General features: G+C 70.1%; 19 protein-coding genes and 3 pseudogenes. 12 read left to right on the top strand and 10 right to left on the bottom strand.

The annotated features are described in order from the left end of the window. Positions 1 to 5: 5 nt before the first annotated feature. On the bottom strand, positions 6 to 365 hold the full coding sequence (locus AB0D12_RS13140; protein ID WP_362680634.1) for a metalloregulator ArsR/SmtB family transcription factor: 360 nt from the start codon (positions 363 to 365) through the stop codon (positions 6 to 8). A 163-nt stretch (positions 366 to 528) separates the two neighbouring features. On the opposite strand from AB0D12_RS13140, the gene AB0D12_RS13135 reads away from it, so the two are divergent. Beyond that, a complete protein-coding gene (locus AB0D12_RS13135) occupies positions 529 to 1,494 on the top strand; it encodes a cation diffusion facilitator family transporter (protein ID WP_362681265.1) in 966 nt (321 codons plus the stop codon). 199 nt (positions 1,495 to 1,693) lie between these two features. On the opposite strand, the gene trxB is transcribed toward AB0D12_RS13135, so the two are convergent. From trxB to AB0D12_RS13115, 4 genes are read right to left on the bottom strand one after another with little or no spacing between them, the layout of a single operon-like run. Further along, positions 1,694 to 2,671 carry a thioredoxin-disulfide reductase gene (gene trxB / locus AB0D12_RS13130; RefSeq protein WP_362680632.1) on the bottom strand — a complete coding sequence of 326 codons (978 nt, stop codon included), beginning with the start codon at positions 2,669 to 2,671 and terminating at the stop codon, positions 1,694 to 1,696. Between the two features lie 5 nt (positions 2,672 to 2,676). After that, positions 2,677 to 3,096, bottom strand: coding sequence for an arsenate reductase ArsC (locus AB0D12_RS13125; RefSeq protein WP_362680630.1), 420 nt, complete (start codon positions 3,094 to 3,096; stop codon positions 2,677 to 2,679). 47 nt (positions 3,097 to 3,143) lie between these two features. After that, the gene (locus AB0D12_RS13120; protein ID WP_362681262.1) at positions 3,144 to 3,470 is read right to left on the bottom strand and encodes an arsenate reductase ArsC; all 327 of its coding nucleotides are present in this window, start codon (positions 3,468 to 3,470) and stop codon (positions 3,144 to 3,146) included. After that, positions 3,364 to 3,774, bottom strand: coding sequence for a three-helix bundle dimerization domain-containing protein (locus tag AB0D12_RS13115; RefSeq protein WP_362680628.1), 411 nt, complete (start codon positions 3,772 to 3,774; stop codon positions 3,364 to 3,366). Before AB0D12_RS13115 ends, AB0D12_RS13120 begins: the two co-directional genes overlap by 107 nt. A 73-nt stretch (positions 3,775 to 3,847) precedes the next feature. On the opposite strand from AB0D12_RS13115, the gene AB0D12_RS13110 reads away from it, so the two are divergent. From AB0D12_RS13110 to AB0D12_RS13065, 10 genes and pseudogenes are all read left to right on the top strand, one after another. Further along, positions 3,848 to 4,162: a metalloregulator ArsR/SmtB family transcription factor gene (locus AB0D12_RS13110; protein ID WP_362680626.1), complete on the top strand. Its 315-nt coding sequence runs from the start codon at positions 3,848 to 3,850 to the stop codon at positions 4,160 to 4,162. A 38-nt stretch (positions 4,163 to 4,200) separates the two neighbouring features. Continuing rightward, a complete protein-coding gene (locus AB0D12_RS13105) occupies positions 4,201 to 4,992 on the top strand; it encodes an MIP/aquaporin family protein (protein ID WP_362680625.1) in 792 nt (263 codons plus the stop codon). A gap of 220 nt (positions 4,993 to 5,212) precedes the next feature. Next, complete coding sequence (locus AB0D12_RS13100; RefSeq protein WP_362680623.1) at positions 5,213 to 5,545, top strand: hypothetical protein; 333 nt, start codon at positions 5,213 to 5,215, stop codon at positions 5,543 to 5,545. After that, a complete protein-coding gene (locus AB0D12_RS13095) occupies positions 5,542 to 5,943 on the top strand; it encodes a hypothetical protein (RefSeq protein ID WP_362680621.1) in 402 nt (133 codons plus the stop codon). The genes AB0D12_RS13100 and AB0D12_RS13095 overlap by 4 nt, the downstream gene beginning before the upstream one ends. Before the next feature lie 88 nt (positions 5,944 to 6,031). Next, positions 6,032 to 6,364 carry a hypothetical protein gene (locus AB0D12_RS13090; protein ID WP_362680619.1) on the top strand — a complete coding sequence of 111 codons (333 nt, stop codon included), beginning with the start codon at positions 6,032 to 6,034 and terminating at the stop codon, positions 6,362 to 6,364. Continuing rightward, the gene (locus AB0D12_RS13085) at positions 6,361 to 6,807 is read left to right on the top strand and encodes a MerR family transcriptional regulator (RefSeq protein WP_362680616.1); all 447 of its coding nucleotides are present in this window, start codon (positions 6,361 to 6,363) and stop codon (positions 6,805 to 6,807) included. The genes AB0D12_RS13090 and AB0D12_RS13085 overlap by 4 nt, the downstream gene beginning before the upstream one ends. Beyond that, positions 6,788 to 7,102, top strand: a complete 315-nt coding sequence (locus tag AB0D12_RS13080; RefSeq protein WP_362680613.1) for a hypothetical protein — start codon at positions 6,788 to 6,790, stop codon at positions 7,100 to 7,102. Before AB0D12_RS13085 ends, AB0D12_RS13080 begins: the two co-directional genes overlap by 20 nt. A gap of 11 nt (positions 7,103 to 7,113) precedes the next feature. After that, positions 7,114 to 7,319: pseudogene (locus AB0D12_RS13075) on the top strand (hypothetical protein). Positions 7,320 to 7,489: 170 nt separating this feature from the next. After that, positions 7,490 to 7,636 (top strand): annotated as a pseudogene (locus AB0D12_RS13070) (sodium-independent anion transporter); the annotation flags it as partial. 422 nt (positions 7,637 to 8,058) lie between these two features. After that, positions 8,059 to 8,277, top strand: a complete 219-nt coding sequence (locus tag AB0D12_RS13065; RefSeq protein ID WP_362681319.1) for a hypothetical protein — start codon at positions 8,059 to 8,061, stop codon at positions 8,275 to 8,277. A gap of 8 nt (positions 8,278 to 8,285) precedes the next feature. On the opposite strand, the pseudogene AB0D12_RS13060 reads toward AB0D12_RS13065, so the two are convergent. After that, a pseudogene (locus tag AB0D12_RS13060) lies at positions 8,286 to 8,342 on the bottom strand (hypothetical protein); the annotation flags it as partial. 121 nt (positions 8,343 to 8,463) lie between these two features. On the opposite strand from AB0D12_RS13060, the gene AB0D12_RS13055 reads away from it, so the two are divergent. Beyond that, entirely contained in the window at positions 8,464 to 9,108 is a 645-nt protein-coding gene (locus AB0D12_RS13055; RefSeq protein ID WP_362680610.1) for an L-threonylcarbamoyladenylate synthase, read from the top strand. Positions 9,109 to 9,118: 10 nt separating this feature from the next. On the opposite strand, the gene AB0D12_RS13050 is transcribed toward AB0D12_RS13055, so the two are convergent. The 4 genes from AB0D12_RS13050 to AB0D12_RS13035 form a co-directional block, all read right to left on the bottom strand. Next, entirely contained in the window at positions 9,119 to 9,763 is a 645-nt protein-coding gene (locus tag AB0D12_RS13050) for a carbonic anhydrase (RefSeq protein WP_362680607.1), read from the bottom strand. A gap of 304 nt (positions 9,764 to 10,067) precedes the next feature. Beyond that, entirely contained in the window at positions 10,068 to 10,592 is a 525-nt protein-coding gene (locus AB0D12_RS13045) for a recombinase family protein (RefSeq protein ID WP_362680604.1), read from the bottom strand. Between the two features lie 8 nt (positions 10,593 to 10,600). Further along, positions 10,601 to 10,924, bottom strand: coding sequence for a hypothetical protein (locus AB0D12_RS13040; protein ID WP_362680601.1), 324 nt, complete (start codon positions 10,922 to 10,924; stop codon positions 10,601 to 10,603). A gap of 365 nt (positions 10,925 to 11,289) precedes the next feature. Further along, positions 11,290 to 11,682 carry an ATP-binding protein gene (locus AB0D12_RS13035; protein ID WP_362681259.1) on the bottom strand — a complete coding sequence of 131 codons (393 nt, stop codon included), beginning with the start codon at positions 11,680 to 11,682 and terminating at the stop codon, positions 11,290 to 11,292. Between the last annotated feature and the right edge of the window lie 893 nt (positions 11,683 to 12,575).

Genomic DNA, 12,575 nt, shown 5'->3' with positions numbered 1-12,575 from the left:
GCCCGTCAGCCGTGGCGCGGGATGCCGGACAGATCGTGGTCGGCGTGGCTGAGTGCCTCGCCGACCAGGCGGGCGAGGTGGCCGTCTGCCAGGGCGTAAACGACACGGCGGCCTTCCTTGCGGGCATCGACCAGGCCCGCGAGGCGGAGCTTGGCCAGGTGCTGGCTGACCGCCGGGCGGGCGGCGTCGCAGGCGGCGGTCAGCGTGGTGACGTCGGCCTCGCCCTTGCCGAGAGTGTGCAGCAGCGCGAGTCGCGTGCGGTCGGCGAGCAGGCCCAGGACCTCGGCGGCGCGAGCGAACTGCTCGGCGCCCGGATCTTGCGGGTGCGAGCCGTGCGCAGGTGATAGGTGCATGCGTGCGCTCATACGCACAGAATGGATGGAGGCTCGTCCCCATGTCCACCTCCCTGTCCCGCGTCGGAAGGCCAGATTCGTGAGCGAGCAGAACGGGCCCACCCACCCCAACGAGCACCACCACGGTCCTGAGCTTGGTCACGGCCCGGGCCGCTGGGCGCGGTGGCGGCACAAGCTGGGGCATCTGGTGAAGCCCCATTCCCACGAGTCCGCCGGCAAGGTTGACCGGGCGCTGGAGTCCTCGGCAAAGGGCATGCGGGCGCTGTGGACCTCACTCGTCGTGCTGGGGGTGACGGCGGTGGCGCAGGCGGTCGTCGTGGTGCTGTCGGGCTCGGTGGCACTGCTCGGCGACACCGTGCACAACGCCACCGACGCCCTGACCGCGCTGCCGCTCGGGGTGGCCTTCGTGCTGGGCCGCCGTGCGGCCACCAGGTGCTTCACCTACGGCTACGGTCGTGCCGAGGACCTGGCCGGCATCGTCATCGTGCTGACCATCGCAGCCTCCGCCGCCTTCGCGGCCTGGACGGCGATCGACCGGCTGCTGAACCCGCAGGAAATCAGCTACCTGCCCGCGGTGGCGGCCGCCGCTGTCGTCGGGTTCCTCGGCAATGAGTGGGTCGCCCGCCACCGCATCCGTGTCGGCCGCGAGATCGGCTCGGCCGCGCTGGTCGCAGACGGACTGCATGCACGTACCGACGGATTCACCTCCCTCGCCGTGCTGCTGGGCGCCGGCGGCGCCGCGCTCGGCTGGCGGCTCGCCGACCCGATCGTGGGTCTGGCGATCACCGCCACGATCCTGCTGGTGCTACGCGACGCCTGCCGGGAGGTCTTCCGCCGGATCATGGACGCGGTCGATCCCACTCTGGTCGACGCCGCCGAGCACGCGCTGGGCGAGGTCGCGGGCGTGCGGGCGGTGAGCGAGCTGCGGCTGCACTGGATCGGCCATCGGCTGCGCGCGGAGGTCGCGGTCGTCGTCGACGGGGAGTTGAGTGTACGAGAGGCCCACCGCGTGGCCGTCGATGCCGAGCACGCTCTACTGCACGCCATTCCGAAACTCACCGCCGTCCTCGTGCACGCCGACCCGGCGCCAGTGCCGGGTGATCTGGACCCGCATCTGGAACTGGCCCATCACTCCTCCTGAGCGGGCCGGTTGAGCAGGAACTTGCGCGTTGGAAACGCACTCCGCTGCTCGCCTCTTCAAAAGCCTCGGCGCTCCAGGCACGTAGGGCCTCGGGGCGCCGCACGGACAGGAATGAGTCGTGTGGCGCCCCGGCGCAGCTACCGCCGAAGCGGCGGCCTGCGCACCGCTGTACGTAGACCGACGAGGCTCTGCCGATGGGTCAGGCGGCCCCTACCGCTACCGCCGATACCTGAGTGTCAGCGATGGCTGCGAGATAACGCTCTGCGTCCAGGGCCGCGGCCGCGCCGGTGCCGGCGGCGGTGATCGCCTGGCGGTAGGTGTGGTCGACGACGTCGCCGGCGGCGAAGACGCCGGAGATGTTGGTGCGGGTCGACGGGGCCTCGACCTTGATGTAGCCGGTGTCGTCGAGGTCGATCTGTCCGGTGAACAGTTCGGTGCGCGGGTCGTGGCCGATCGCGATGAACAGGCCGGTGACGTCCAGGTCGCGGGCGGCGCCGGTGTCCGTGTTGCGCAAAACGACGCCGGAGAGCACGCCGCCCTCTTCCTTGATCTCGGCGATTTCGCTGTCGAAGGCGAAAGAGATCTTGTCGTCGGCGAACGCGCGGTTCTGCATGACCTTGGAGGCGCGCAGGCTGCTGCGGCGGTGCACGACGGTGACCGAGCGGGCGAAGCGGGTGAGGAAGGTGGCTTCTTCCATGGCGGTGTCGCCGCCGCCGACCACGACGATGTCGCGGTCACGGAAGAAGAACCCGTCGCAGGTCGCGCACCAAGACACTCCCCGTCCGGACAGTTCGTCCTCGCGGGGCAGGCCGAGCTTGCGGTAGCCGGAGCCGGTCGCGACGATCACGGTCTTGGCCCGGTGAACAGCGCCTGCCGAGTCGGAGAGTTCCTTGACCGGCCCGGTGAGATCGACGTCGACGATGTCGTCGTCGATCATCTCGGCGCCGAACTTCTCGGCCTGCGCCCGCATGTTCTCCATGAGGACCGGGCCGTCGACGCCGTCGGGGAAGCCCGGGAAGTTCTCGACCTCGGTGGTCGTGGTCAGCGCGCCGCCGACGAAGATCGAGCTGCCGAACAGCAGGGGCTTGAGCTGCGCGCGGGCGGTGTAGAGGGCGGCTGTGTATCCGGCGGGGCCGGAGCCTATGACGATGACCTCACGCACGTCGGTGTCCGTCACGGAGGTCACGCTTCCTGCTTGGCGTCGATCTCGGCGAACAGGGCCTCGATGCGGGTCTTGATTTCGTCACGGATGGGACGGACGGACTCCACGCCCTTCCCCGCGGGGTCCTCGAGGGCCCAGTCGAGGTAGTTCTTGCCGGGGAAGATCGGGCAGGCGTCGCCGCAGCCCATGGTAATGACGTAGTCGGATGCCTGGACGGCCTCGGTGGTCAGCACCTTCGGCTTCTGCTCGGAGATGTCGATGCCGACCTCCTTCATCGCCTCGACCGCGGCCGGGTTGACCTGCTCGGCCGGGATCGAGCCCGCGGAGCGGACCTCGACGCGATCGCCCGCGAGGTGGGAGAGGAATCCGGCGGCCATCTGCGAGCGCCCGGCGTTGTGAACGCAGACGAACAGCACGGAGGCGAGCGGAGTGGAGGACATGGGTTCTTCCTTTGGGGATCGTGGGTGGAGCTGACGGAGGTGCCGGCTTACGGGAGTGTGGCCAGGAGGTCGGTGATGTGCGCGTCGATCTCGTCGCGGATGGTGCGGGCGACGGCGATTGGGGGGCCTTCGGGGTCGGTGATGGGCCAGTCCAGGTAGCGGTGTCCGGGGGCGACCGGGCAGGCGTCGCCGCAGCCCATGGTCACGACGATGTCGGCGGCCTTGACGACTTCGTCGGTCAGCGGCTTGGGATAGGCGGTGGCGATGTCAGCGCCGGTTTCGACGAGCACCTGGGCGACGACGGGGTCGACCTTTGCGGCTGGCGCGTTGCCTGCGGAGGACACCACCACGCGGCCGCCGGCGCGGTGCTCCAGGAGTGCGGCGGCGATCTGCGAGCGGCCTGCGTTGTGGCTGCATAACGAACAGCACCCTCGGTATCCCGGATCCCGGGGCACCTTCGACCTTCGCGAGTGCGTCAAGCCGTTCGGCTGCCAGGCGCTCGGCGAGCATCACGAGATGCGTTTGGATCTTGGCGACGGTAGCCAGCCGCGTGTAGGAGTCGGCCAGCAGGTGCTGTACGGTCTCGGCCGAGAAGCGGCCCTCGTGGCGTGCGGCGAGGCGGGGGGCACCGGCGAAGAGCCGCTGGTCGGGCAGGACGGGGGAAGACGGTGGGGACATGAGAACCCTCCACGGGCTCACGAAGGCCAGCCCGGACTGGTATCAGCTCCGGGTGATGTGAGAGTATCAGTCCATGATGACGTCAGTCGACACTGACCTGATTCGGGTGCTGGCAGACCCGCTCAGGCTCCAGATCGTGACCCTGCTCGCAAAAGAGACGCTCTGCACCACGCACCTGGTCGAAGAGACCGGTGCCAAGCAGACCAACGTCTCCAATCACCTGAAGGTGCTGCGCGAGGCGGGCGTGGTCGAGACCGAGCCGTGCGGCCGGTTCACCTATTACAAGGTGCGCCCCGACGTCATCGAACAGCTTGCCGGTCAGTTCGCCGACCTCGCCAAGACCGCGCGCGCCACTGCCGAAGCGAACCTCAAGCGGTCCTGCCCCTGACCCCCCGCACATCGTCGCGACTGCACCAAGGAGTCCTGTTGACCGCCACCGAGGCCGCTTCCCCCGACGCCACCCCGGCTACCTCCGTAGCCGCCGAACCGCAGCCGACGCCCGGAGCCACCCCGCCCCGCACCCCGCTGGGCGCCCGGGCAGCTGCCGAACTCGTCGGCACCGCTGCGCTCGTCGCCGTCGTGGTGGGTTCCGGCATCCAGGCCACCGAACTGACCCAGGACGTGGGCCTACAGCTGCTGGCCAACTCGATCGCCACCGTCTTCGGGCTCGGTGTACTGATCCTTCTGCTCGGCCCGGTCTCCGGCGCGCACTTCAACCCGGCCGTGACCCTGGCCGAGTGGTGGACCGCCCGCCGCGGCGGCGCCGGCGTCACCGCCCGCGAGGTAGCCGTGTACGTGCCCGCACAGATCGTCGGCGCGATCGCGGGCGCTGTGCTGGCCGACCTGATGTTCGGTGAGCCGCTGGTGAAGTGGTCCACGCACGACCGCTCGGCAGGGAATCTGCTGCTGGGCGAGGTGGTCGCGACGGCCGGGCTGATCCTGCTGATCTTCGGCCTGGCCCGCACCGACCGCCTCCGCTTCGCGCCGGCGGCCATCGCCTCCTACATCGGCGCCGCGTACTGGTTCACTTCCTCCACATCGTTCGCCAACCCGGCCGTCACGGTCGGCCGCGCCTTCACCGACACGTTCGCGGGCATCGCCCCCGCCTCGGTTCCGCCGTTCATTGCTGCCCAGCTCGCCGGAGCAGTGGTCGGCCTGGCGCTGGTGACGGTCATCTTCATGCCCGGCCGCACGGCCGCCGAGCAGCCCGCCGCCTGACGCAGACAACACACGTGCGCTCGCGGGCGGTGCGCTGAGCGAGCCAAGGCCACCGGCCCACGCGCGCGGCGGGCTTGAATCCGGTACCCACGTACAGCCTTACGGTCGGTGCACGACAGCGAGACTGCTGATGACCGTGGAGGTTTCCATGTCAGGTTGGGTGCCGGAGGCGGGGGGCAGGTGCTGTGGCACCGTCACTGGGCAACCAGGCAAGCCACCCGTGGAAGCGGCGTCGACCGTGCGGGCGCGGCTGCTCGCCTCGGCCGAGCAACTCGGCATCGGCAGCGATCTGGCCGGCCTGATCGAGCTGTACGACGGCGAGGACTGTGCGGCGGTGCAGGCCCGCATGGCCCAGCTGGTGACGGAGCGTCTGACCACGTTCCAGTCCGGAATCGTGGAGCTGATCGAGCAGGCCGCCCAGCTACAGAGCAGCACCCCCGGCGACCAGCCCGGACCGCGCGAAGAGGTGGCGCGAGTGCAGGGCCGGATCGTCGAGGTGGGCGGGGAGGTGGGACACGACGCGATGCGCGAGGCAAGGAATGTGTCTGCGTGACGGCGGCGTCGGCCGTGGTCACGCCGCGGGTTCCGGCAAGTCGGATGGTCCTGTCGGCGGACGCGGTCGGCGGGGGGTCGGACATCGTGTGCACCCTTGCCGGCGGCGCCGACGCGATGCGCGAGCGCATCACTGAGTGGCAGACGGCCCTTGGCGAAGCCACTGGGCGGGAGGCTGCCGAGGGTGGGGTGAGCCTGGTCTTCGACCACGACCCCGGCATTGCGGTGGAACTGGCCCGCCTGGCGGCGGCGGAGTTCGCCTGCTGCTCGTTTTTCACCTTCGCCCTCACGATCGGGCCGGAGGGGATGAGCTTCACGGTGACCGCATCGGATGAGGCCCGCGACGTGGTCACCGCGGTGTTCGGCACCGCCACCCCGAACGCGTCCGGCGGCAAGTGAGGGACGAGGGTTGCATCCGGTACCCAGGTACAGGTTTACCGTCGACAGAGTCCCCGCCCAAGGGGCGTGATGACGGGAGTGCGCTTCGATGACTGAACTGGATTGGGTGCCACAGGCGTGCACGCTGCCGGCCGAGGAGCTGCCGTTGCGCGTGGCGGAGTGGGATGCGCTGTTCGCCGAGCGGCTGCGGCACGTGTCCCGGCCTGAGCCGCTGCGGGTGCGCTTGGACCTGGGCACCGGCACCGGTCTGGAAGAGCGGGTGGGTGACCTGGTGGAGCGGGAGAGCAGCTGCTGCTCGTTCTTCACCTTCACCGTGACCACCGTCGCCGGTGCCGTGCTGCTGGACATCGCAGTGGATCAGGCGCACGTGCCGGTCCTGGACGCACTGGCCGAACGCGCGGCCGCCGGTGGGCCGCGTTGAGCGCGGGCCTGCGCAGCGGTCAGGTCGCCGATGCGGCAGGGGTGAACATTCAGACCCTGCGCTACTACGAGCGGCGCGGCCTGCTCACCCCACCGGAGCGCAGCCCGGGTGGTCACCGCCTGTACGGGGGTGAGGCGGTGACCGCGCTGCGGGTGATCAAGGCGGCCCAGCGGCTGGGCTTCGCCCTTGACGAGGTGGCCGAGCTGCTGGAGGCCGGCCGGCACCGCCACGGCCGCCCCGTTGCCGGACTGCAGGACCGCGCGGCCGCGAAGCTCGCCGAGGTCGACGCGAAGATCGCGGACCTGACCACCATCCGCACCACCCTGGTCGCGGCCGTCGAGGCCGGCTGCGACGACCTGACCGTGTGCGCCGGAAGCGCCTGCTGTCCCATCCCCTTCACTGATCTTGCCGAGGAGAACCGACATGCCGGACCCTGCTGCTGACCCGCGCCCGAAGCGCACCCCGAAGGCGCTCGCGGGCCTGGCCGGGCTGGCCTGCGTGGCGTGCTGCCTGCTGCCCGTCCTAATCGCCGCAGGCGTCGTCGGGGCCGGAGCCTCCGCCCTGGTGGGCTGGCTGCCCGCGCTCGCCCTCGCCCTGGCCTCACTCGCCGCAGGGGCCTGGTGGTTCTCACAACGCCGCCGACCCTGCTCCTGCGCCCCCTCGGCCGCACGAGAAGAGGGGTGCGGCTGCAAGCAAGCGGCCGACCCGCTGAAGATCACCGGACCGGCCCGCCGGTAGGGCCCACGGCCGTGACCGTTGCCCGCTCCCTCGCCCTGTTCGTCGTCGCCGCCCTGTTCGAGATCGGCGGCGCCTGGCTGGTCTGGCAGGGAGTGCGCGAACACAAGGGCTGGATCTGATCGCCGACGGCTACCGGCCCGACCGCTTCAACGTCATCGGCGCACTGGTCTGCCTCGCCGGGATGGCCGTGATCATGTACGCCCCGCGAGGCCACTGAGCCGTCACTCCTCGTCGGTCGCCGCCGGATGGCGCACTCAACGCAGGCAGGGCGTCCGAGGGGACGGCTGACCTCGCTCGAATCGAGTCACGAAACCGCAGCCGTTAAGACCTGCTGCGCACAGTCCCGCGCGGGCCGATCGCAGGGCTGCGGCGCTCCAGCAGCACGACGTTTGGGACGCCTCCTCCGTCGCAGCCCTGGACGCGATCGAGACCAAGTACGCCCAGCGTGGCAAAACCGTCGAGATCACCGGCCTCAACGACCCCAGCGCCCAACTCCACGGCACGCTCAGCGGCGAACTCGCAGCCAGCCACTGACCGGTCCGCCGAACCCAGGGGGCTCCCGGCCTTGCGCCGGGGGCCCTTCGGCGTCTGTGCAGCACTGCATCGGTCAGCGCGAGCAGGGCGGGCAGGTGCCGCCCCAGTACCAGCGCGTTCGGGCAGCTGAAGCAGGACAGGAACGACTCCCGGCACCGGCCGCCGACCGGGCCATGCTCGATACCGCAGCGGCCCCGCGCCGTCGCGCCCGCCGGGTCCGACCACCCATGGCACGGCCGCCGCTTCTTTCCGACCGAACCCGAGGCCGGTGAAAAGGGGCCAGGCGATGACGGACGGGCTGCTGCGGGAAGCTGCGGCGCTCCTGCGGCGCCGCGCAGCCGAGGCCACGGAGTCTCCCGACGAGAGACGGGCGCCTTGGTCCTGGCCGGTTCACGCCGCAGGACGTCGAGCTGGACGGCACCGTGGGCGGCGGCATCCTCGCCTCGTTCGCCTACCCGGACAGCCCGGAGCGGCGCACCCACGCGCGGGCCCTGGGGGCGGCCTCGCACATGGCCGCACTGGACCCGCAGGCTGCCCTGGCGCTCGCCGCCTGGCTGGAGACCACGGCATCGTTCGAGGACCGGGCCGAAGAACTCGACGATGTCGAGGTTGCGGTGCCGCTGGCGGCACCGGCGTCGTAGGCGGTCTTGAGTTCGCCGGCGAGCTCGTCGCGCGCCGGACCGGTGAGCCGCTTGCCCTTGTCCATGGCCTGTTCGACGGCCGGCCGGTGGGTCTGGCGGTGGAGAACGTCGGAACGTCCGGGTCGTTGGACACCGGGGAGGTGCCTACCCTGGCCGGACAACAGAACGATGGGATGGAGGACGACCGTGTCTCGGCGTTACGACTGCTGCGACGTTTCCGTGCGTGCCGTCGGGTTGGGTGAGGCTGCCGCGGCGGTGCGGCGTGGTGAGCTCGTGGTGCTGCCCACCGATACCGTCTACGGGGTGGGGGCTGATGCTTTCCGTCCCGAGGCGGTGGGTCGGCTGCTGGACGCCAAGGGCCGGGGACGGAACATGCCCTCGCCTGTGCTGGTCGGCTCCCCCGATGACCTGGACGGCCTGGTCGAAGATCTGCCGGAGCAGGCGCGGAAGCTCCTGGATGCGTTCTGGCCGGGCGGGCTGTCCGTGGTCGCCCGCCACGAGCCGTCGCTCAAGTGGGACCTCGGCGACACCGGTGGCACGGTCGCGGTCCGTATGCCCGCGCATCCACTCGCCCTGGAGCTGCTCGCCGCGACCGGTCCGCTCGCCGTCTCCAGTGCCAACCTGACCGGCAAGCCGTCCCCCCAGGACTGCGACGCCGCCCAGATGATGCTCGGCGAGACAGTGGCCGTGTATCTGGACGCGGGGCCGACCCCGGCCGACGTCCCGTCCTCGATCGTGGACATCACCGCAGCCACGCCCGTCCTGCTGCGCGCCGGAGCGATCAGCGCCGCAGAGCTCCGCAAGGTCGCGCCTGGCCTAGAGGAACGCTGACCCTCCCGGATTACGATCCCGAGCCGACCAGCACGTCGTCGAGGCCACGGGCGGTGACCAGGCGGGCTGTACCGTCGGCCAGCCGGTAGGACAGCCCCACCACCGCGGCCCGGCCTGTGTCGACGGCTCCCGCCAGAACACGCGAGCGGTCCAGCAAGAGGTCGACGGTGTGCCGTATGTGCTCGGCGATGAAGTCCGCGTCCTCGGTGCGCCCGGCGGCGCGGGCGGCCAGCACGCTGGGGGTCACCCGCTCGATCACGTCCCGCACGTAGCCGCCCGCCGCTGTGCCGTCCTCGATGGCGGAGCGGGCGGCCGCGACCGCGCCGCACGCCTCGTGGCCGAGCACCACGACCAGCGGGGCGCCAAGCACGCTCACCCCGTATTCGATGCTGCCCAGCACCTCCGGCCCCTGGACGTGCCCGGCGGTGCGGACCACGAACAGGTCGCCCAGCCCTCGGTCGAAGATGATCTCGGCGGCCAGCCGGGAGTCGGAGCAGCCGAAGAGCACGGCGAACGGCCTCTGGGCCCAGACGACCTCGGTGCGGCGAGCGGCGTCCTGGTTCGGGTGCTCGGGCGAACCGGCGACGAACCGCTGGTTGCCGGCCAGCAGCATCTCGAAGGCTTCACGGGGCGTGAGGGTCTGTGTGTCGGCCATGGGAAGCAGACTACGGCCAGGCCCCCGGCACTGCGCTGCCAGGTCCGGCTGTGGCCGAGGCATCGGACGAGGTCAGGAAACGAGTCGGCGGCACTCCCAGCCGCCGGGCGAGGGCGTCTTCAGCCCGGGACCTCAGCGCGCGACGCATCTGGTCGACCTGGTACGGCCAGCCCACACCGTTGGACCGGCGCGGCCCCAGGGTCAACCACGACCGTGAACACGCTGCTCACCATCCGCCGTCACACCACGTACAACGAAGCGGGACTCGAACGCGCCGTACTCCAGACGGGGCATGCTTCGGCTGTCACGGCGTTGCGGGGGCCTGGCCCGCTGCCCGCGGGCCGGGTACCTCGCCAGCCGTCAGGGCGGCGAAGTCGGCACAAGCCTGCTCGACGGCTTCCGGATACGCCATGCGCTTCTCGTGCTCGGCGAGGGCCCGGTAGATGCTCGACGGGCTCGGTTTTTGTCCCTTGCGCCTGCCAGTGGGGGTGATCAGGTCGGGCTGGATCTGCTCGACGGTCTCGCCGCTCGCGCGGCGGCGGAGCACGGTGTGCAGCATGTCATCAGTCATGACCGACGGCCGGCCGCCGTGCTTGCCCTTGCGGGCCGCGGCGTCCAGCCCTTCGAGCGTGGCCTCCCGGATGGTCTCCCGCTCGGTCTCGGCCATCGCGGCGAAGAACCCGAACAGCAGGCGACCTGGGCCGGTGGGGTCGTAGATCCCGGCGAGCGGTCCGGCCAGCATCTCCAGCACCAGGCCGTGCGCGGTGAGGTGGTCCGCCAGCGCGGTCAGCTCCGCGGCATCCCGCCCCGGCCTCTTCCTCTCGTTCACCGTGAAAATCACTCGGCAGTGCGGGGCGTGCGCCTTGATCTCCCTCGCGGTTTCAGCGACTCCCCGAAGGCGGGGCGGACCCGCACCCGGGTGCTGATCTTCTCGGCGAAGATCTTGTCCCGGGGGATGTTCTTTGCGGCGAGCGCGTCCAGCTGAGACTGGAGTTCCTGGTGGCTGGAGCACCTGGAGCGCCTGGCGTACCCGATGCGGATGTCGGCGGTCGGGGTGTCCGGGTCGATCGGTGCCGGGACGTGGGTGCCGGGTCGCCACGGCTGACCCGGGCCGCGGTCGGCGGGGGTCGGGACGCGCAGGAGCTTGGCGAGCCGGGGCACCTTAGCTTGACTATTAACCCCACCAAGACATGATCTTGGTGGGGTTAATAGTCAAGCTTAGTTAAGCGGCCGGTGTGGTAGGTGCCGGCGACCGCGCCGGAGCGCGAGCGACAGGGCGAACCTGCCTGAGCGTGACAGCGGGAGCAGGGATGGCTCTCGTCGTCGGCATCGGACGCGAGTGCGGTTTGAGGATCCGTCATGATCTCGGATGCTGTCACAAACCCCAGAATGGGCCACAGCTCACTTTTGAGTGAGAACGAGTATTGACAGCTGATCCGGGTTCCGGGCCGCCGGCGCGGACCGCTCTTGATCTTGCTCCGGGAAAGGGTCGTTTCTGGGAAGTTGTCGGCACCGTCGTCTTGGTGCTACCGGGTGAGGACGGCGCTCACCGTCTTGCCGCCGGCCATCCGGGGAGTCACCGCGGTGGCGCGGGCGAGGCGGTTGACCATGGGCCAGCCGAAGCCTCCCGTGCCGCCGTCCAGGTCGGGGGTGCGCATGCGCGGCGCCCGCGGGCTGGCGTCGTCGACGGCCACCGCGATGGTGTCGGTGTGGGCGGTCAGGCGGAGCGTGAAGGTTCCGCCGCCGTGGCGCAGCGCGTTGGTGACGAGCTCGGAGACGACCAGGACGACGGTGTCGGCCGCTTCGGCGGCGATCTCCGGCTGCCCGGGGGTTTCCAGGAAAGCCCGGCTGGCATCGCGTGCGTCGGCGACCGAGATTGCGGAACGGTCGGCTGCGGCGTTGATGCTCATCATGTCCATCAGGTCACCCGGTCTCTGGATCGTCAATGCCCGGTCCGCTCTATGCGGCACCTTCTGCCCGGCTCGGGGTCCCTCAACCCTGTCCCTGTTCAGTTCGAGGATGACTACCTCACCGTCGAACACACGAAAATCTACGTCGGCTGGAGTAGACATTGGGGGGTGGCGTGGTTATGGTTTCTCACGTAGCCGAGATCGAGCAGGGCCCGGCAGAGATGAACTGCCGGGCAGAAGTACCCGCAAGTGCACTTCGCAGGACGGTGCGGTGGTGGAGTTCCGAAGCCAGAGCGGTTGCAGGACGGCGACGGGACTGACGGCCGGACCGGGTGGCCCGCAGTGATCAGGGGCCGCCACAAGCAGTACCGCAGTTAACGCAAGTGCAGTACCCGTAAGTGCAGTTCGCAGTACCCAGCAGTGAAGTCAGTGAGCAGCACCTCGGTAAAGGCGTCGACTGCGGGCGCGCGTACCGGGAGGTTCGGCAGTGGGGTTCTAAGCCAGAGCAGATGCAGGACGGGCGACGGGGCTGGCTGCCGAAGAGTGGCGCTGTCGCAGGCCACTGAGCAGTTCGCATCACCAGCAGTTCGCAGTAGAGCAGTACCAGCAGTACGCAGTCCCCCGCTTGGTAAGTAGTTGATCACCGAGGGAAGAACGGAGGAGCCCCGCGCCATCAGGATCGCCCGGGCGGAAGTCTTGAGTCCGGGTACCGCAGGACATCGATAGTGAGGTGGTCTCCGGTCAAGCAACCGCGATCCGCGCACCCCCGACAGCATCTCGGTCGGGTCTGCGGAAACAGAAGGCCGACGCAGTACCAGGGTCGGCAGATGGTGTAGCAGTTCCTTCGGGGCCCTGGTGCCACATGGCACCAGGGCCCCTCCACGCGTTCCACAGAGAGGTGC

This window comes from Streptomyces sp. NPDC048479 (genome assembly GCF_040651435.1).
Classification (GTDB): domain Bacteria; phylum Actinomycetota; class Actinomycetes; order Streptomycetales; family Streptomycetaceae; genus Streptomyces.
This window is presented reverse-complemented; position numbering and strand designations above follow the sequence as displayed.

Excerpts from the sequence above, each read along its gene's own strand:
- AB0D12_RS13140 (WP_362680634.1), bottom strand. The coding sequence starts at position 365 with ATGAGCGCACGCATGCACCTATCACCTGCGCACGGCTCGCACCCGCAA.
- AB0D12_RS13125 (WP_362680630.1), bottom strand. The coding sequence starts at position 3,096 with ATGTCCTCCACTCCGCTCGCCTCCGTGCTGTTCGTCTGCGTTCACAAC.
- AB0D12_RS13115 (WP_362680628.1), bottom strand. The coding sequence starts at position 3,774 with ATGTCCCCACCGTCTTCCCCCGTCCTGCCCGACCAGCGGCTCTTCGCC.
- AB0D12_RS13110 (WP_362680626.1), top strand. The coding sequence starts at position 3,848 with ATGATGACGTCAGTCGACACTGACCTGATTCGGGTGCTGGCAGACCCG.
- AB0D12_RS13090 (WP_362680619.1), top strand. The coding sequence starts at position 6,032 with ATGACTGAACTGGATTGGGTGCCACAGGCGTGCACGCTGCCGGCCGAG.
- AB0D12_RS13080 (WP_362680613.1), top strand. The coding sequence starts at position 6,788 with ATGCCGGACCCTGCTGCTGACCCGCGCCCGAAGCGCACCCCGAAGGCG.
- AB0D12_RS13050 (WP_362680607.1), bottom strand. The coding sequence starts at position 9,763 with ATGGCCGACACACAGACCCTCACGCCCCGTGAAGCCTTCGAGATGCTG.
- AB0D12_RS13035 (WP_362681259.1), bottom strand. The coding sequence starts at position 11,682 with ATGGACATGATGAGCATCAACGCCGCAGCCGACCGTTCCGCAATCTCG.